Origin of the sequence: Rathayibacter sp. AY1D2, from assembly GCF_002932695.1 — a bacterium.
Taxonomy (GTDB): Bacteria; Actinomycetota; Actinomycetes; order Actinomycetales; family Microbacteriaceae; genus Rathayibacter.
Window position 1 is genome coordinate 42828 of the sequence record NZ_PSVX01000015.1, and the last position, 17384, is coordinate 60211.

Sequence of the window (17384 nt, forward strand, 5' to 3'; positions counted from 1 at the left end):
TCAGGTGGCGGCGGGTGCGGACGCTGCGTCGGAGGCCGGATCGGCCACCGGCTCCCCACGATACAGGCTCTCGAAGGTGCTGATCGTGCGGTTGATGTCGTGCGCGGCGACGATTTGGAGGGAGGCGCGCTTCATCGCCTCGAGGTCCTCCTGGTCGGCCGTGAGCACGGCGGTGAGGCGGTCGGCGAGGGCCTCGGCGCTGCCCGGCGCGAAGAGGTAGCCGTTCTCGCCGTCGTGGACGAGGTGCGGGAGGGCCATCGCGTCGGCGGCGACGACGGGGAGGGCCGAGGCCATCGCCTCCATCGTCGCGATGCTCTGCAGCTCGGCGATGGACGGCATGGCGAACACGGTGGCGCGGGTGTACGCCTCCTTGAGCTCGGCGTCCGAGACGTAGCCCGTGAAGCGGACGCGGTCGGCGTTGCCGAGGGTCGCGGCGAGCTGCTGGAGGTTGCGCATCTGGTCGCCGCCGCCGACGATCTCGAGCTTCGCGTCGAGCGCCGGGTCGAGCAGGGCGACGGCGCGGAGCAGGACGTCGATGTGCTTCTCGCCGGTCACGCGGCCGACGAAGAGGATCGAGTCGCCGGCGCGCGTTGCGAAGTCGGGCGTGTAGTTGTCGGCGTCGATGCCGCAGGAGATGGCGTGGACGCCCCGGAGGCCCGTGTACTTCTCGAGGAACTGCGCGGCCTTGCGGGTCGGCGTGGTGACCGCCTCCGCCCGGCCGAAGGTGCGGCGCGCGGCCCGCCACGCCATCGCCACGGCCTTGGCCTGCACGGCCTTCGGCAGGAGGGTGAACTCGAGCATGTTCTCGGGCATGAAGTGGTTCGTGCCGACGATGCGGATGCCGCGCTTGGCCGCCTCGATCCCGAGGCCGCGGCCGACGATGATGTGCGACTGGAAGTGCACGACGTCGGGCTTCACCTCGTCGAGGATGCGCGCGCTGTTCTGCCGGATGCGCCACGGCATCGCGAAGCGCAGCCAGTCGTGCGGGTACCAGCGCCAGCTGTAGAGCCGGTGCACGATGATCCGCTGGCCCTCGTGCGTCTCGACCCGGGTGCCGCTCCAGCCGTCGGCCGAGGGGGCGACGACGTGGACCTCGTGGCCGCGCTGCGCGAGACCGGCGGCGAGGCGCTCGGCGAACTTCGCGGCTCCGTTCACGTCGGGCGCGAAGGTGTCGCAGCCGATCACGACCGTCAGCGGTCGGGAGTCGGGCGATCCCGGTCGGGACGCGTCGCGGGGATCTGACACGGGAGGTCCTATCGGTGTCGTGCCGCTCGGGGAGAGAAGGGAGCGATCGGCGGAGGTCGGTCGGTTTCGTGGCTCTCGGCGCGGACCCATTGTAGGCAGAGGACTCCTCACCACTCGGGATCCCGCGCCGTCAGCGCGCCTGCGGGTGGTGCTTGGCGAGGAGGAAGACGCCGTAGATGGCGACGGCACCGGCCGTGATGAAGAGCGGGATCGCCCACGGGGCCGCGTACTGCGCCTCCCCGAGCACGACGATGCCGATCGCGACGGCGACCAACGGGTCGATGACGGTGAGGCCCGCGACGACGAGGTCCGGCGGGCCGGAGGAGTAGGCGTTCTGCACGAAGTACCCGCCGAGCGCGGTCGCGGCCAGGAGCGCCACGATGCAGACCACCGTCAGCGGGTCGAACTCGCCGTACTTGATGCGGTTGAGCACGACCTTCGCGAGAGTCGCGACGAAGCCGTAGACCACTCCGGCGCCCACGATGTAGAAGATCGCCTTCGCTCCGCGGCGGAAGACGCGGAAGGCGATGACGAAGACCGTGAGCACCACGGCGAGGATCACGAGGATCGTGATGAGCTCGGGCGTCTTGATGGACTTGTCGACCGCGTTGAACGCCGCCACGAGGACGAACGTGCCGACGCCTCCGACGCAGAGCACGATCGCCCGGATCGACGCCGCGTTCAGGCGCACCCGGCTGACCCGCGCGTTGACGACCGCGGTGATCACGAGCGCCACCGCTCCGAGCGGCTGCACCACGATGAGCGGGGAGAAGCCGAGGCTCGTCAGCTGGAAGACGATCGCGAGGCCGAGGAGCAGGGTGCCGATCACCCACGAGGGGCGCGAGAGCAGCGCGACCAGCTGGCCGCCGCTGAGCCCGGAGGAGCCGGAGCGCTTCGAGAACCGCTCCACCTTCGCCACTCCCCGGTGCTGGAACTGCGCGCCGAGGGAGAGGAACACCGCGCCCACGAGAGCGATCGGGATGCCGATGAACTTCGCCGGGTCGTTGAGGAGTTCGGCGAGATCGGCGGGCATGGGGTCGACCCTACCCAGAACGCCTCCGGGAGTCCTCCGACGCACGGGTGAGGGGCTGAGCCCAGCGGATGATCCTCGCGGACCCGGTCGACGGCCCCGCTGTACCCTGTCCCCATGGCCGTCCTCCCCATCCGCATCGCCGGCGACCCCGTCCTCCACTCCCCCGCCGCTCCCGTCACCGAGTTCGACGATGCGCTGCGCACCCTCGTCGCCGACATGTTCGAGACGATGGACATAGCCCCCGGAGTCGGTCTCGCCGGCCCGCAGGTCGGCGTCCCGCTGCGACTGTTCGTCTACGACTACGCCGACGACGACGGCACCCCCCGCCGCGGCGTCGCGATCAACCCCGAGCTGTTCGTCACGCCGACCCCGCTCGGCGAGGCGGACGAGGACACGGAGTCGGAGGGGTGCCTCTCCTTCCCCGGCGAGCGCTTCCCGCTCCGCCGCTCCGAGCGCGCGATCCTCCGCGCGGTCGACCTCGAGCAGGAGCCGTTCGAGATCGTCGCGGACGGCTGGTTCGCCCGCGTGTTCCAGCACGAGTTCGACCACCTCGACGGCGTGCTCTACATCGACCGTCTCGAGCACGACTACCACAAGCCGGTCGCGAAGATCACCCGCAAGCGCGGCTGGGGCGGCCCCGGCGTCTCGTGGCTGCCCGGCGTGGAGCACCTCGAGGACTGACTCAGGCCAGGTCGACCCCGTGCACGCCGTTGTGGTGGCGGATCGCGGGGAACGAGGCGGTGACGCTCCGGCCGACGCCGGGCGTCCGCTTCTCGGTCACGTCACCGCCGAAGAGGGCGGCCCGCTCGCGCAGCTCGGCGAGCGCGGGGCTGTCGATGCGCTCGGTGAGCGAGCGCAGATCCGCCTCAAGAGCGCTGGCGTCCTGCTCCGCAGCGCCGTGCTGCTCGCGGTCGTCGTCGACCTCCACCCGGAGGCCGGTGGTCGTCCATCGGGAGCTGATGCGGACCTCGGTCCCCGCGCCGCCGGTCTCCAGCGCCGAGTCGAAGGCGTACTCGAGCACCCGGAGCACGGCCACCTCGGCGCCGTCCTGCAGCGGGAACGGCTCGCCGAACGACTCCTCGCGGACGCTCAGGCCTCGCTCGCGGGCGCCCTCGATCAGGGGGACGGAGCCGCCGGTGCGCGGCAGCTCCCCCGGATCGACGGAGGCGACGGTCGCGATGCGGCGCAGCTGCGCCAGCGAGGCCTCGGCCGCCCGCACGGCACGCTGCGCCGACCGCGCGGCTGCGGCGGGGTCGCGGTCGATCGTGAGCCTGACGCTCTCGGCCTCCTCGACGACGTGCGCGGCGCTGCGGACCGCGAGCTGCTCGAGCTCGCCGACGATGCGGAGCCTCGCCTCCTGCTCGCCGACCGCCAGCTCGAGGCGGACGACGCGCGCCGCCTCCTCCGCACGGCTCTCGGCGGCACGGCGCTCGGCGCCGACGGCGCGGCGCCACAGCACGACGACCGCGACCAGGGCGATCAGGGCGAGGACGAGGACGACTTCGAGCACGACGGCCTCCGGGGGGACGGGACGGGTTCGGCACAGGAGCGCCGGAGAGAGATCGTACCCGCGCCGCGGACAGCGGACCTGAGGCCGCGGAGGGGGTTGCGGAGCCGTACTCAGCCGTCGGAGCGAACGGAGCGGGTGACGGTGAAGCGGCGGTCGCGCGCCACCACCGTGGTCGGCCCGACCGCACGGCGCAGCTCGGCCGGATGCGCGAGGTGGGAGTTGAAGACCGTCCACAGCACGCCTCCGGGGCGCAGCACGCGGCCGGCCGCGCGCAGCATGCGCCGGGCGACGAGGTCGGTGACGGCTCCGTCGGAGTGGAACGGCGGATTGCAGAGCACGACGTCGACGGAGGACGCCTCCAGAGTCGAGGCGTTGTCGTCGCGGAGGACGCGGACGGCCAGCCCATTGGCCGCCGCGGTCGCCCGGGCGGACTCGACCGCGGCACGCGAGGTGTCCGTCGCGATCACGGCGAGGTCGGGGCGGGCCCTAGCCACCACGGCGGCGAGCACGCCGGTTCCGCAGCCGAGGTCGAGTGCGGTGCCCGCGGGGAGGGAGTCGAGATCGAGGGCGGCGAGGAGGGCGCGGGTGCCGAGGTCCAGTCGTGCACCTGCGAAGGCTCCCGGCAGTGCGACGACCTCGAGGTCGAGCTCGTCCAGACGGCGCCGCTCGGGCCCTGGCGCGGGCGGCTGGTCGGGGAGCGCGCCGCTCGCGAGCAGGGCGCGCGACTTCTGCCGGGCGAGGGAGACGTCGATCCGCTCGTAGCGCACGGCGAGCACGTCGTTCATCGTGCGGGTCATGTGCTTGATGCGGCCGGCGCCGATCAGGGTCGCCGCCGGGTTCGCGAGTGCGGTCCCGGCCGCGACGGCGGCCAGCGCGTCGAGCGAGCGCGGCAGGCGCAGGAGCACCGCGTCGGCGTCGCGGACGGCCTCCGCGACGGAGTCGACGATCTCGATCGGCGCGAGATCGACGCCCGATCCCCGCACCGTCTCGAGGTTCTGCGCGAGAGCGCGCTCGGCGGTGATCGAGTCCTGCACGACGCGTACGGCACGGCCGTCGGCGGCGAGGCCGAGGCTCAGTGCCCCGTAGGCGTCCCCGATCACGGCGAGGCGGCCGCGATCGGCGGCGAGGTCGAGCAGCAGACGGTCACTGGCGTCGACGGCGACGAGATCCGCCGCCTCGACGTCGGGGCGGCGGCGCAGGAGAGCGAGCACGTCCTCGCGCATCGCCCCTCCGATCGTCGGTCCGAGCGGGTGGGCCCTCGAGGGCGACCGCTCGCGGGCACGAAAAAAGGGCCCGAGAGTGGAGTCCCGGACCCTTCGCTCCCCGACTTGGACTCGAACCAAGAACCTACCGGTTAACAGCCGATTGCTCTGCCAATTGAGCTATCGAGGATCATCCGACCACCCGGAGGCGATCAGCGCGGTACTACTTTAGCAAACTCTCCGCGAACGCAAAATCGGGCGCGCACTCAGTAGCCGGAGCCCGGGTCGACGCGGCCGACGAACGGCCCGCCGGCGGCACAGGCGGCCACGTTGGCGCGCACGCGCTCGGCCAGGAGCGGCGCGGTGATCTCGGGGGTGTCCGCGCTGTGGGGCGTGATCAGGCACCGGGGCTCGCTCCAGAGCGGATGCCCGTCCGGCAGCGGCTCGGGGTCCGTCACGTCGAGCGCGGCGCCCGCGAGACGGCCTTCGGCGAGGGCCGCGACGAGCGCGTCCGTGTCGACGAGGCTCCCCCGGGCGACGTTGACGAGCACGGCGTGGGCGGGGAGCCGCGCGAGCAGACCCGCGTCGACCATCCGCTCCGTGCCCGCGGTGGCGGCGGCGGCCAGGACCAGCACGTCGGCGTCCGCCGCGGCCTCGGCGAGCCGCGACGCCGGCAGGGTGCGGGCGGCGCCCTCCACCGGCTCGTCTCCGCGGCGGACGATCGTCACCCGGCAGTCGAAGACGGCGAGCAGCCGCAGGAGCTCGCGAGCGATCCCTCCTGCTCCGACGATCACCACGGAGGCGCGGTGCAGCGTGACCGCCTTCTTCGGCCCCCACGACACGGCGCGCGCCCGCTCCGGCAGCGAGCGCAGGAGGGCGAGCACCAGCGCGAGCGCGTGCTCGGCCACCGGCTCCGCGTAGGCGCCCTTGGCGCTGGTCCAGACGACGTCCGCGCGGGACGCGGCGAGCACGGGCGCGAAGACGTCGACGCCGGCCCAGGGCAGCTGCACCCAGCGGATCGACGGGTGCTCCTCCAGCACAGCGGCCAGCTCGTCCGTGCGGCCGTAGGACAGCCAGAGCAGCGCGTCCGGACTCTCGTCGAGTCCGACGACCACTCCACCGCCCGACTCCACCGCCTCGGCGAACACCGGCTTCGGCCGCGGGAGCACCGCGACGCGCGGGACGGTCACTGGTCGGCCGCCTCGACGCGCTGCGCTCGGGAGGCGTCGAAGCGCTCGTACTCGGCGAAGGCCGCTCCGAGCTCGCGCACGTAGGGGTGCCGGGCCTCGATCAGAACCTCCAGCAGCGGCCCGTACGCGACGACCTCGCCGCCGACGAGCACGGCGATCCGGTCGGTCGCCCGGCTCAGCACGTCGATGTCGTGGCTGACCACGACGGCGGCGAAGCCCTCCCGGCGCCGCAGGTCGGCGAGGAGGTCCACGATCGACTCGCGCACCGTCGCGTCGATGCCCGAGGTCGGCTCGTCGGCGATCAGCACCTTCGGCCCGAGCACGAGCGAGCGGGCCACAGCCACGCGCTGGCGCTGGCCGCTGGAGAGCTCGTAGGGGTAGCGGTCGAGCAGGAACAGCGGCAGGTGCACGGAGTCGAGCAGCGTCGCCACCCGCACCGCCGCGGCCTTCGGGTCGTAGTGGCGGTCGCGGAGGAAGATCGGCTCGGCGATCAGCTCCGAGACGGTCAGCTCGGGGCGGAGGGCCGCACCGGCGTCCTGCGCGAGATGCGCGACGTCGACGGTGAAGCGCTTGAGCTCGCGGGCGGGGAGCGAGCGGAGGCGGTGCCCCGCGACCGTCGCGTCCCCTCCGATGATCACCGGACGCGTGCGGCCGCCGTCGTGCCCCAGGCCGTCGCCGCCGAGCACGCGCGCGAGCGTGGACTTGCCCGAGCCGCTGCCGCCGAGGATCCCGAGCACCTCCCCCGGCTCCACGCGGAGGCTCACTCCCCGCAGTGCCGTCCACCGTCGGCTGATGCCGCGCGGCGGGTACTCGACGCTGAGGTCGTCGACGACGATGGGGGCCTGATCCTCGGCGGTCCGGCTCACGCCCGGCGCTCCGCCTCGACGATGCTGCGCAGGAGCTCGCGCCTCGAGGCCTGCTCGACCGGGTCGGGCACGGGCAGGGAGGCGAGCAGGCGCTGCGTGTAGGGGTGCTTCGGCGCAGCGAGCACCTCGGCCCCCGTCCCCTCCTCGACCAGCTCGCCGCGGTAGAGCACCGCGATGCGGTCGGCGAGCAGGTCGACCACGGCGAGGTCGTGGCTGATGAACAGGGAGGCGAAGCCGAACTCGCGCTGCAGCTCGGCGAACAGCTCGAGCACGCGGGCCTGCACCGACACGTCGAGCGCCGAGGTGGGCTCGTCGGCGATCAGCAGCTTCGGCTCGAGGGCGAGGGCCCGGGCGAGGCTGGCGCGCTGGCGCTGGCCGCCGGAGAGCTCGTGCGGGTAGCGGTCACCGTAGGAGCGGGGCAGCTGCACCGCCTCCAGGAGCTCGTCGACGCGCGAGCGCGCCCCGGCGGCGTCGCCGGCCCGTCCGTGCACGATCAGCGGCTCGGCGACGCACTCCGCGATGGTGAGCAGCGGGTTGAAGCTCGACGCCGGGTCCTGGAACACGAAGCCGATGTCGCCGCGGACCGGCCGGAAGGCTCGCTCGCGGATGCCGCGCATCTCCTTGCCGAGGACCTTCAGCGACCCGCCGGTCACCGGCGTCAGGCCCGCGATGGCGCGCCCGATGGTGGTCTTGCCCGAGCCGCTCTCGCCGACGAGGCCGAGCACCTCGCCCGCGCGGATGCGCAGCGAGACGCCGTCGACCGCGACGAAGCCGGGACGGCCGAGCCGGCCGGGGTACTGGATCCGCAGGCCCTCGGCGGCGACGAGCGTCTCGGCCTCGGGGGCCTCGGCGCGCTCGACGGCGCGGACGCGGGCGCGCTCGACGCCCTGGCCCACGTGCGGGACGGCGGCGAGGAGCTTCCTCGTGTACTCGGCCTTCGGCGCCGAGAACAGCTCGGAGACCGTCGCCTCCTCGACCAGCTCGCCCTGGTACATCACGGCGACGCGGTCGGCCAGATCGGCGACGACGCCCATGTTGTGGGTGATCAGCACGATCGAGGTGCCGAACTCGTCGCGGCACCGGCGGAGCAGGTCGAGGATCTCGGCCTGCACGGTCACGTCGAGCGCGGTGGTCGGCTCGTCCGCGACGATCAGGCCGGGATCCAGAACCAGGGCCATCGCGATGACGACGCGCTGCTTCTGGCCGCCCGAGAACTGGTGCGGATAGTAGTCGACCCGCTTCTCCGGCTCCGGGATGCCGACGGTGCGGAGGACGTCGATCGCGCGCTTGCGCGCCTCCTTCTTCGAGACGGAGCCGTGGGCGCGCAGTCCCTCCGCGATCTGCCAGCCCACCGTGAAGACCGGGTTGAGGGCGGTTCCCGGCTCCTGGAAGACCATGGCGACGTCGGTGCCGCGCAGCTCCCGGAGGCGGGCCTTCGGCACGGAGACGACATCGGTCGCCGCGCTGCCGTCCTTCTTCGAGAGCAGGACCACTCCGGAGGCGCTGGCCGTCTCGGGCAGGAGGCCGAGGATGGTCTTCGCGGTCACGGTCTTGCCGCTGCCGGACTCGCCGACGATCGCCAGGACCTCGCCGCGCTCGACGCGCAGGCTCACCCCGGCGACGGCGCGGACGGCGCCGCGGTCGCTCGCGAAGGCGACCTCGAGGTCGGTGATGTCCACGATCGGACGCGCTGAGGCGTCCCGGACGATGCGCTGGTCGCTCATCGCGTCTCCTCCACTCCGGCGACGGGGTCGTGCCCCGGCGTCTCCAGGCCGTCGGCGGCGAGGACGCCGCCCGGCACGACGGACGTCGCGGCGACGTCGCCGGCACCGGCGGCCACCGCGCGCCGACCGCGCAGGCGCGGGTCGGCGAGGTCGTTCAGGCTCTCGCCCACGAGGGTGATGCCCAGCACCACGAGCACGATCGCCAGGCCCGGGAAGACCGAGGTCCACCAGATGCCGCTCGTGACGTCCGACAGCGCCTTGTTGAGGTCGTAGCCCCACTCCGCGGCCGACGTCGGCTCGATGCCGAAGCCGAGGAAGCCCAGGCCGGCGAGGGTCAGGATCGCCTCGGAGGAGTTCAGCGTGAAGATCAGCGGCAGCGTGCGCGTCGCGTTCCGCAGGACGTGGCGGAACATGATCCGCGGCGTCGACGCTCCGATGACCTTCGCCGACTCGACGAAGGCGTCGCCCTTGATCCGCACTGTCTCAGCCCGGATCACGCGGAAGTACTGGGGGATGTAGACCACGGTAATCGAGACCGCCGCGGCGAAGATGCCGGCCCAGAGGTTCGACTGCCCGCCGGAGATGACGATCGACATCACGATCGCCAGCAGCAGGGTCGGGAACGCGTAGATCGCGTCGCAGATCACGACGAGCACGCGGTCGAGCCAGCCGCCGAGGTAGCCGGAGACGAGGCCGAGGAAGACGCCGAGGAAGATCGACAGGACCACGGCGACGACGATCACGAGGAACGCGGTCTGCGCTCCCCAGATCACTCGCGAGAGGACGTCGTAGCCGCCCACGGTGGTGCCGAGCAGATGCTCCGCGCTCGGCGGCTCCTGCGCGCCGAACGACTCGCCGCCCGAGCGCAGCTGCGAGTATCCGTAGGGCGCGATGAGGGGCGCGAACAGGGCCACCAGCAGGAACGCGCCGGTGATGATCAGGCCGGTGACGAGCATCCCCCGCTGGAGGCCGACGCTCTGCCGGAGCTGGTGGACGACCGGCAGACGGTCGACGAGACTGCGGCGCGGACGCGCCGGGGAGGTGGTGCTCATGCTCAGTACCTCACTCGCGGGTCGATGAGCGCCGCGATGACGTCGACGATGAAGTTGGTCAGCGCCACGATGACGGCGAGCAGGGCGACGATGCCCTGCACGGCCACGAAGTCGCGGGCCTGGAGGTACTCGGCGAGCTGGAAGCCGAGGCCCTTCCACTCGAAGGTGGTCTCGGTGAGGACGGCGCCGCCGAGCAGCAGGGCGATCTGCAGGCCGATCACAGTGATGATCGGGATGAGCGCCGGCCGGTAGGCGTGGGTGCGGACGAGCCGGAACTCGCTGACGCCGCGCGAGCGCGCCGCGTCCACGTAATCGGTTCCGAGCGTGCCGATCACGTTCGTGCGCACCAGGCGCAGGAAGATGCCCGCGGTGAGCAGGCCCAGTGCGACGGCGGGGAGCACCGCGTGCGAGAGCACGTCCGAGATCGCGGCCGGGTCGCCGGTCTGGATCGCGTCGATCAGGTAGATGCCGGTCTTGTTCTCGAGGAACTGGAGCGAGAGCTCGGTGCTCGTCGAGGCGCGCCCGGCGACGGGGAACCACTTCAGCCAGACGGAGAACACCAGCTTCAGCAGCAGGCCCGCGAAGAACACAGGGGTCGCGTAGCAGAGGATCGCGAAGATGCGCAGCACCGCGTCGGGCGTGCGGTCGCGGTGGTAGGCGGCGAGCATCCCGAGCGGGATGCCGACCAGGAACGCCACGATCAGGGCGTAGAAGGCGAGCTCGACCGTCGCGGCGCCGTAGGTGAGGAGCACCTCGGTGACGGGGCGGTTGTCGCTCAGGGTGGTGCCGAAGTCGCCGGTCAGCAGCTTGCCGAGGTACTCGAGGTACTGCACGATCAGCGGCCGGTCGTAGCCGGCGGCGGCTACGCGCTCGGCGAGCTGGTCCGCGGTCAGGCGGCCGCCGAGGGCCGCCGTGATCGGGTCGCCCGTGGAGCGCATGAGGAGGAACACCAGCGTCACGAGGATGAAGACGGTGGGGATGATGAGCAGGAAGCGGACGAGCAGGTAGCGCCCGAGTCCGCCCCCGGAGCCGCGCGGTCGCCGGGTGGGCGCCGTCGCCGCAGCCGTCGTGGCTGTCGTCACGTGATGCCTTTCGTGGAGAACGGCCGGCGCCTCCTATCGGGGAGGCGCCGGCCGCGAGGGGGGTGGATCAGCCCTTGCTGAGTGCCGCGTAGCGGAACTTGAACGAGGCGTCGAGGGTGTCCTCGGCTCCGCTCACGGTGCTGCCGACGACCGCGACCTGCGAGCCCTGCAGGTAGGGGACGGTCGAGAGCTGCGCCGCGACCTTCTCCTGGATCTGCTCGATCAGCGCGGTGCGCGCGTCGGCGTCGGTGGTCGAGACCTGCTGCGCGATCAGGCTCTGCACCTCGGCGTCGTCGAAGTGGTTCGCGAGGAAGTTCTCCTTGATGAAGAACGGCGAGAGGTAGTTGTCGGCGTCGGAGTAGTCGGGGAACCAGCCGAGCTGGTACGCCGGGTAGACGTCGCTCGAGCGGTCCTTCGAGTACTGCACCCACTCCGTGGTCTGCAGGTTCACGGTGAAGAGGCCGGTCGACTCCAGCTGGTCCTTGATCAGCGCGTACTCGTCGCCCGAGGACGGACCGTAGTGGTCGTTCGAGTACTGCAGGTTCAGGGTGACCGGAGCGGTGACGCCGGCGGCCTCGAGGGTCGCCTTCGCCTTGTCCGCGTCGGGCGCGCCGTTGCCGTCGCCGTAGAGCGACTTGAGCGGCTCGACCGCGCCGGTCAGGCCGGCGGGGACGTAGGAGTAGAGGGGGGTGTAGGTGCCCTTGTAGACCTGGTCGGCGATCTCGTCGCGGTCGATCAGGTCGGCGACGGCCTGGCGCACGGCGAGGGCCTTGGCGCTGTCGGCCTCGCCGGTCGTCGCGCCGAAGGGCTGGGTGTCGAAGTTGAAGACGATGTAGCGGATCTCGCCGCCGGGGCCGTCCACGACCTTGACCGTGTCGTTGCCGCGGAGGTCGTCGATGTCCGTCGCCGAGAGGCTGCGGAACGCGACGTCGATGTTCCCCTCCTGGATGTCCAGCTTCAGGTTGGACGAGTCCGCGTAGTACTTGACGTTGACGGTGTCCGTCTTCGCCTCGCCGAGCACGCCCTGGTAGTCCGGGTAGGCCTTGTACTGGATGAGGTTGTTCACGTCGTAGTTCGCGATCGTGTACTGGCCGGCGAAGGCGTCGCCCGAGACGATGTCGGCGTCCGCGGTCAGCTCGTCGGCCGAGAAGACCTCCTCGTCCACGATCGGGCCGGCGGGGCTCGAGAGGATCTGCGGGAAGGTCTGGTCGTTCTCGGACTTCAGCGTGAAGACCACGGTCGTGTCGTCCGGAGCCGCGACGCTGTCGAGGTTCGCCAGGAGCGAGGACGGGCCGTTCTCGGCCGCGATGCCGACCTGGCGGTCGAAGGAGAACTTCACGTCGGAGGAGGTGAGGTCGTGGCCGTTGGCCCACTTCAGTCCCTCCTTCAGCTTCACGGTGTACTCCGTGGGAGCGGTGAACTCCGCCGACTCGGCGATGTCGGGCTCGACGTCCGGGCTGCCGTAGGGGGTGTTCATCAGGAACGGGAACACCTGGTTCATCACGGCGAACGAGCCGTTGTCGTAGGAGCCCGCGGGGTCGAGCGTCGTGATCTTGTCGGTGGTGCCGATGGTCAGGGCCCCTCCGGCGCTTCCGCCGGACGAGTCGTTCCCGCCGGCGGCGCAGCCCGTCAGCACGAGCGCGACCGCGGCGAAGCCTGCGGCGGCGGCCAGTGCACGGGTGCCGCGAGTGGATGCGGAATTCATCTCCGTCTGCCTCTTCCTGTCAAGGATGGGATGCGGGCGCGCTCCGGGCGCGCGGACTCTCGGCACACAGATCTCCTGTGGGCTGTGGCGTCACGACACTGGACGCCCGCATTGCTGTTCCTCATAGGTAACACAGTTGGAAGCGCTCTCCGAACCGGCACGGGCGCGCGGCCGATTTCTTCACACGACCGCAACACGCTCACTCCGTGCGCAGCGCCCGCTTCTCGCGCTCGAGCTCGACCAGTCGCACCTGCACCGCGCGCGCCATCACCGGATCGGCGGACGCGCGCTGGAGCGCCCCGCGCAGCTCGGCGATCTCGCGGAGCAGGTCGCGCTCGATGAGCGAGATCGCCACGTCGCGGGAGTAGCGGGCGAGCCCCTCCTCGTCGGCGGCCGGGATCGGCGCCACCGCGAGCTGGCGCACCAGCGAGGCGAAGGGACCGGGGACGTCGTCGGCGACGTGCTCGACCCAGTCGCGGTCCTCCGCCCGCTCGAGGTTCGCGACCACGGCGTCGCGGACCACGCGGAGGGTCTCGTTGGTGACCGCCGCGTGCGCCGCCCGGGCCAGGAGCTCCGGACCCATCGCCTGCGGAAGCTGGAGCATCGCCATCAGCGCCTCGCGTTCGATGCGCGTGACGACGTCGACGGGGAGGTCGGCGATGCGCGCGCCGAGGGGCGCCTCGGCCGCGGACGATTCGCCGCCGCCCCGCCCGCCCTGCTGGTCGCGGCCCTCGGGTCCGGAGGAGCGGGGCCGGGATCCGGCGGAGCGCACGGCGGAGTTGACCTCGGCCATGTCCAGGCCGAGCATCCGGGCGAGCTCGCGGGAGTAGCCGGGCCGCAGCGCCGGGTCGCGGATCTCGGCGACGACCGGGGCGGCCGCGCGCAGGGCCGCGATCCGGCCCTCGACCGTCTCGAGGTCGTAGCGGTCCAGCAGCTGCCGGATCACGAACTCGAACATCGGCTTCTTGTCGTCGATGAGGCGGCGGACGGCGTCGTCTCCGCGGTTCAGGCGGAGGTCGCAGGGGTCCAGGCCCTCGGGCGCGACGGCGACGAAGGTCTGCGCGGCGAAGCGGTGCTCCTCCTGGAACGCGCGCATCGCCGCCTTCTGGCCCGCCGCGTCGGGGTCGAAGGTGAAGACGACCTCGCCGACGCCGCTGTCGTCGCCCAGCACCCGGCGCAGCACCTTGATGTGGTCGACGCCGAAGGAGGTGCCGCAGGTGGCGACCGCGGTGGTGACGCCGGCGAGGTGGCAGGCCATGACGTCCGTGTAGCCCTCGACGACGACCACCCGGTGCCCGCGGGAGATGTCCCGCTTGGCGAGGTCGAGCCCGTAGAGCACCTGGGACTTGTGGTAGACGGGCGTCTCGGGGGTGTTGAGGTACTTGGGGCCCTTGTCCTCCTCGAGGAGGCGGCGGGCGCCGAAGCCGACGGTCTGGCCGGTCACGTCGCGGATCGGCCAGACGAGGCGGCCGCGGAAGCGGTCGTAGACGCCGCCGCGGTTGTTGCTGCTGACCAGGCCGGCCGTGGTCAGCTCCTCCTCCGAGAAGCCGCGGCGCTTGAGCGCGGTGGTGAGCCCGTCCCAGCCGTCGGGTGCGAAGCCGACGCCGAAGCGGTCGGCGGCGGCGCGGTCGAAGCCCCGCTCGCCGAGGAAGCGCCGGCCGACGTCGGCGCCCGGGGTCGCGAGCTGCTCGCGGAAGTACTCCTCCGCGGCGTCGTTCGCGGCGAGGAGGCGCGCTCGCCCGCCGGTCTCGGGCGCGCGGCCGTCGCCGTCCTCGTACTGCAGCGGGAAGCCGATCCGCCCGGCGAGGCGCTCGACGGTCTCGCTGAACGAGCTGTGGTCCATCTTCATGATGAAGCTGTAGACGTCGCCCGACTCCTGGCAGCCGAAGCAGTGGTAGAAGCCGGCCTGCGGGCGGACGTGGAAGCTGGGGCTGCGCTCGTCGTGGAAGGGGCAGAGGCCCTTCAGCGAGCCGATGCCGGCCGACTTCAGCGTGACGTACTCGCCGATCACGTCGCCGATGTTCACCCGCGCCTTGACCTCCTCGACATCTGACTGTCGGATCCGAGGCATGGGGTCCATCGTATCGGCCGCCGGAGCCGCCGAGCCGGGGTGGGGAGAACTGCACCAGGGCGGCGCGGATCACCCCGAGACCTGTGATCCACCCGCAGCCCGAGATCAGGGTCATCCCTGATCCGCACCCGCCCGCCGTCTCCGAGAATCGACCCATGCCCCCTGCCGCCTCCGGCCCGCCTCTCCTGCGTGCTCTGCTCGTCGCCCTGCTCGGCGGTCTCGTCCTGGGCGGGCTCACCAGCCTGCTGCAGGGCTCCCTCCCGCCGTCGGTGAGCTCGTTCGCCAACTCCTCCGGGGGCTGGTCCATGCTCGTGTTCGCGCTCGTGCGCCTCGGCGGCGCCCGACCGGCAGCGGGGGCCGCGCTCGGCCTGCTGAGCTTCTGGGCGCTTCTCGAGGGCTACGACCTGGTGACCGCGGCGCGCGGCTCCGGCTACTCGCCTCCCTTCACGGACGTCTTCTGGCTGCTCGCCGTCCCCGCCGGGCCGATCCTGGGCGCCGCCGCCGCGCTCACTCTCCACGGCTCGAGGACGTGGCGCGTCCTGGCCGTCGCGCCGCTCTCGGGCGTGCTGATCGGCGAGGGCGTCTGGGCGCTGGGCGCGGTCGCCGACACCACGAGTCCGGTGTACTGGTGGCTCCAGATCGTCCTGGGCGCGGGCTTCCTCGTCCTGGCCGTCGTGCGGAGGAGGCCGCGGGCACTCGTCTCGCTCGCGGCGCTCGGCGTCACCGCGGCGGCCGCCGTCGCCTTCTCCGTCGTCTACTCCGCGCTGTGAACCGTTCGAGAGGGTCGTCGCGGACCCTCCGCGCACTCGCGGGTTCCGCCCTCCTCCTGGCCCTCGCAGGGTGCACCACCACGGCGGACACCCCGGTCGCGCCGCCGTCGTCCGCCTCCGTGCCGTCGTCGGCGTCCTCCGCCACCCCTCCTCCGATCGACGTCTCCGCCGAGCTGGCCGCGCTCGAGAACGAGTTCGACGCCCGGATCGGCGTCAGCGCCGTCGACACCGGCTCGGGTCGCCGGGTCGATCACCGGGCCGACGAGCGCTTCGGCTTCGCCTCGAGCCTCAAAGCCCTCGCCGCGGCGGAGTTCCTGCGCACCGTCCCCGCCGCCGAGCGGGACGAGGTGGTCACCTGGACCGTCGCCGACGTCGAGGCGGCGGGCTACTCCCCCGTCACGGAGGAGACCACCGCCACCGGCCTGCCGCTGTCGCAGCTCGCCGAGGCGGCCGTCCGCCGGAGCGACAACACAGCGCTGAATCTCGTGCTCCGGCGCCTCGGCGGACCCTCCGCCCTCGACCGTGGACTCGAGGCTCTCGGCGACACCACCACCGAGGTGGTGAACGAGGAGCCCGCGCTGAACACGATCGAGCCCGGCAGCACCGAGGACACCACCACCCCGGCCGCGTTCACGGCGGACCTCGCCGCGGTCGCCACAGGTGACGTGCTGTCCGCGGAGGACCGGGCGCTCCTGCTCGACTGGATGAGCGGCAACGCGACCGGCGACACTCTCGTCCGGGCGGGCGCTCCGGCCGGCTGGAGCGTCGCGGACAAGTCCGGGGGCGCCGGCGGGATCCGCAACGACGTCGCCGTGGTGACGCCTCCCGGGCGGGACGCGGTCGTGCTGTCGATCCTCTCGACGCGCAACGACCCCGAGGCGGACTACGACGACGCGCTGGTCGCCCGCGCCGCGGCCGTCCTGCTGGGAGCCCTGCGGTAGCGTCCGCCCGGCGTCAGCAGTGCCGGTTCACGTAGCCCGCTGCGCCACGGGGGACGACGTCGCGGTCGCGGAGGGTGACCGAGATGCTCCGGCCCTGCGCGGCGCAGGCCTCGGAGTAGGCGGACCGGCCGTTGTCGGTGTACTCGATCTCGTAGACCTGGCGCCCGTAGACGTCCGTGTACGCCGCGCACTCGTCGTAGACCTGGCACTCCTCGACGACGGCGAAGTCGAAGCCGACCGTCCTCTTCCCGGCAGCGGCGAGATCGGCTCCGTTCTTCTGGCCGATCGCCAGGCCGGAGCGGTGAGCGCGCGCCGTCAGGAGGGTGGCGAACGCCAGCGCCTGCGACTTCGTCAGCCTCCCGCCCGAGCGGGTGTAGCTGTCCAGATTGTCGGCCTCGACGGCGTCGAAGCCGTCCTCGGCGCAGCCGTCGATCCAGGCGCCGACGATCGCGAGCAGAGCGGTCCGCTTCGCGGAGGTCGAGACGTCGAAGAGGTACTCGTCCGGCCAGCCCGGATCGGCGAGGGGCTTCCCGTCCGCTCGCCTCACCAGGAGCTCGGGGTGCCGCTTCGCGAAGGCGGCGCTCTCGCCCGGCTGGGTCTGGAAGGCGTTCACGTAGCAGATGCTGTAGCGGCCGGCGGCGGGCGCGTCCGTGCGGTCGCGGTCGACGATGGTGACGCTCGACGCCGGAGCGTAGGCGCCTCCCAGCTGGTAGTCGAGGACGCCGTTCGCGGGAGGGAGCAGCGGTGCCGCCGAGGCCGCGGCGGGCTGGAGCAGCAGCAGCCCCGCGACGACCAGGGCGAGGAGGCCGAGACGGGGCCGACGCGGCCTCATCCGGGAGCTCCCGGCGTGCGCCCTGCGGCTCGCACGCCCGTGGCCGCCGGCAGCGCGCCGAGTGCGAGCTCGCCGATGACCGCGATGCGGTCCGCCGCTGCTCCGTCGCGGGCCTGCGTCGACATCCCGCTGAGCACGGCGACGACGAAGGCGGCGACGGA

The 17384-nt window shown here is 72.3% G+C and carries 15 protein-coding genes and 1 tRNA gene; 3 read left to right on the plus strand and 13 right to left on the minus strand.

Features of this window, described 5'->3' with window-relative positions; translation table 11 throughout:
• Positions 1-1245 carry a glycosyltransferase gene (locus C5D04_RS05790; protein ID WP_258068847.1) on the minus strand — a complete coding sequence of 415 codons (1245 nt, stop codon included), beginning with the start codon at positions 1243-1245 and terminating at the stop codon, positions 1-3.
• A 130-nt stretch (positions 1246-1375) separates the two neighbouring features.
• Positions 1376-2278: a DMT family transporter gene (locus tag C5D04_RS05795; RefSeq protein WP_104347386.1), complete on the minus strand. Its 903-nt coding sequence runs from the start codon at positions 2276-2278 to the stop codon at positions 1376-1378.
• A gap of 114 nt (positions 2279-2392) precedes the next feature.
• On the opposite strand from C5D04_RS05795, the gene def reads away from it, so the two are divergent.
• The gene (def, locus tag C5D04_RS05800; RefSeq protein WP_104234187.1) at positions 2393-2959 is read left to right on the plus strand and encodes a peptide deformylase; all 567 of its coding nucleotides are present in this window, start codon (positions 2393-2395) and stop codon (positions 2957-2959) included.
• Position 2960: 1 nt separating this feature from the next.
• Here def and C5D04_RS05805 read toward each other — a convergent pair whose 3' ends face one another.
• The 10 genes from C5D04_RS05805 to dnaG form a co-directional block, all read right to left on the minus strand.
• Positions 2961-3788: a hypothetical protein gene (locus C5D04_RS05805; protein ID WP_104223449.1), complete on the minus strand. Its 828-nt coding sequence runs from the start codon at positions 3786-3788 to the stop codon at positions 2961-2963.
• 110 nt (positions 3789-3898) lie between these two features.
• Positions 3899-5011 (minus strand): class I SAM-dependent methyltransferase, encoded by a 1113-nt coding sequence (locus C5D04_RS05810; protein ID WP_104347387.1) that lies wholly within the window; start codon positions 5009-5011, stop codon positions 3899-3901.
• A gap of 96 nt (positions 5012-5107) precedes the next feature.
• Positions 5108-5180 (minus strand) — tRNA-Asn (locus tag C5D04_RS05815).
• Positions 5181-5256: 76 nt separating this feature from the next.
• Complete coding sequence (locus tag C5D04_RS05820) at positions 5257-6180, minus strand: NAD(P)-dependent oxidoreductase (RefSeq protein WP_258063520.1); 924 nt, start codon at positions 6178-6180, stop codon at positions 5257-5259.
• Complete coding sequence (locus C5D04_RS05825) at positions 6177-7046, minus strand: ATP-binding cassette domain-containing protein (RefSeq protein WP_258060485.1); 870 nt, start codon at positions 7044-7046, stop codon at positions 6177-6179. Before C5D04_RS05825 ends, C5D04_RS05820 begins: the two co-directional genes overlap by 4 nt.
• The gene (locus C5D04_RS05830) at positions 7043-8770 is read right to left on the minus strand and encodes an ABC transporter ATP-binding protein (protein WP_104223446.1); all 1728 of its coding nucleotides are present in this window, start codon (positions 8768-8770) and stop codon (positions 7043-7045) included. Before C5D04_RS05830 ends, C5D04_RS05825 begins: the two co-directional genes overlap by 4 nt.
• The gene (locus C5D04_RS05835) at positions 8767-9822 is read right to left on the minus strand and encodes an ABC transporter permease (protein ID WP_104347388.1); all 1056 of its coding nucleotides are present in this window, start codon (positions 9820-9822) and stop codon (positions 8767-8769) included. Before C5D04_RS05835 ends, C5D04_RS05830 begins: the two co-directional genes overlap by 4 nt.
• A 2-nt stretch (positions 9823-9824) precedes the next feature.
• Positions 9825-10904: an ABC transporter permease gene (locus C5D04_RS05840; RefSeq protein ID WP_104223444.1), complete on the minus strand. Its 1080-nt coding sequence runs from the start codon at positions 10902-10904 to the stop codon at positions 9825-9827.
• A 67-nt stretch (positions 10905-10971) separates the two neighbouring features.
• A complete protein-coding gene (locus C5D04_RS05845) occupies positions 10972-12609 on the minus strand; it encodes an ABC transporter substrate-binding protein (protein WP_104223443.1) in 1638 nt (545 codons plus the stop codon).
• Positions 12610-12808: 199 nt separating this feature from the next.
• Positions 12809-14680 (minus strand): DNA primase, encoded by a 1872-nt coding sequence (dnaG, locus tag C5D04_RS05850; RefSeq protein WP_104292601.1) that lies wholly within the window; start codon positions 14678-14680, stop codon positions 12809-12811.
• A 155-nt stretch (positions 14681-14835) separates the two neighbouring features.
• Here dnaG and C5D04_RS05855 point away from each other — a divergent pair, with 155 nt between their 5' ends.
• Entirely contained in the window at positions 14836-15450 is a 615-nt protein-coding gene (locus C5D04_RS05855; protein WP_181137675.1) for a DUF6518 family protein, read from the plus strand.
• Positions 15447-16391 (plus strand): class A beta-lactamase, encoded by a 945-nt coding sequence (gene bla, locus C5D04_RS05860; RefSeq protein ID WP_104347389.1) that lies wholly within the window; start codon positions 15447-15449, stop codon positions 16389-16391. Before C5D04_RS05855 ends, bla begins: the two co-directional genes overlap by 4 nt.
• 13 nt (positions 16392-16404) lie before the next feature.
• Here bla and C5D04_RS05865 read toward each other — a convergent pair whose 3' ends face one another.
• Entirely contained in the window at positions 16405-17223 is an 819-nt protein-coding gene (locus C5D04_RS05865) for an endo alpha-1,4 polygalactosaminidase (protein ID WP_104347390.1), read from the minus strand.
• Between the last annotated feature and the right edge of the window lie 161 nt (positions 17224-17384).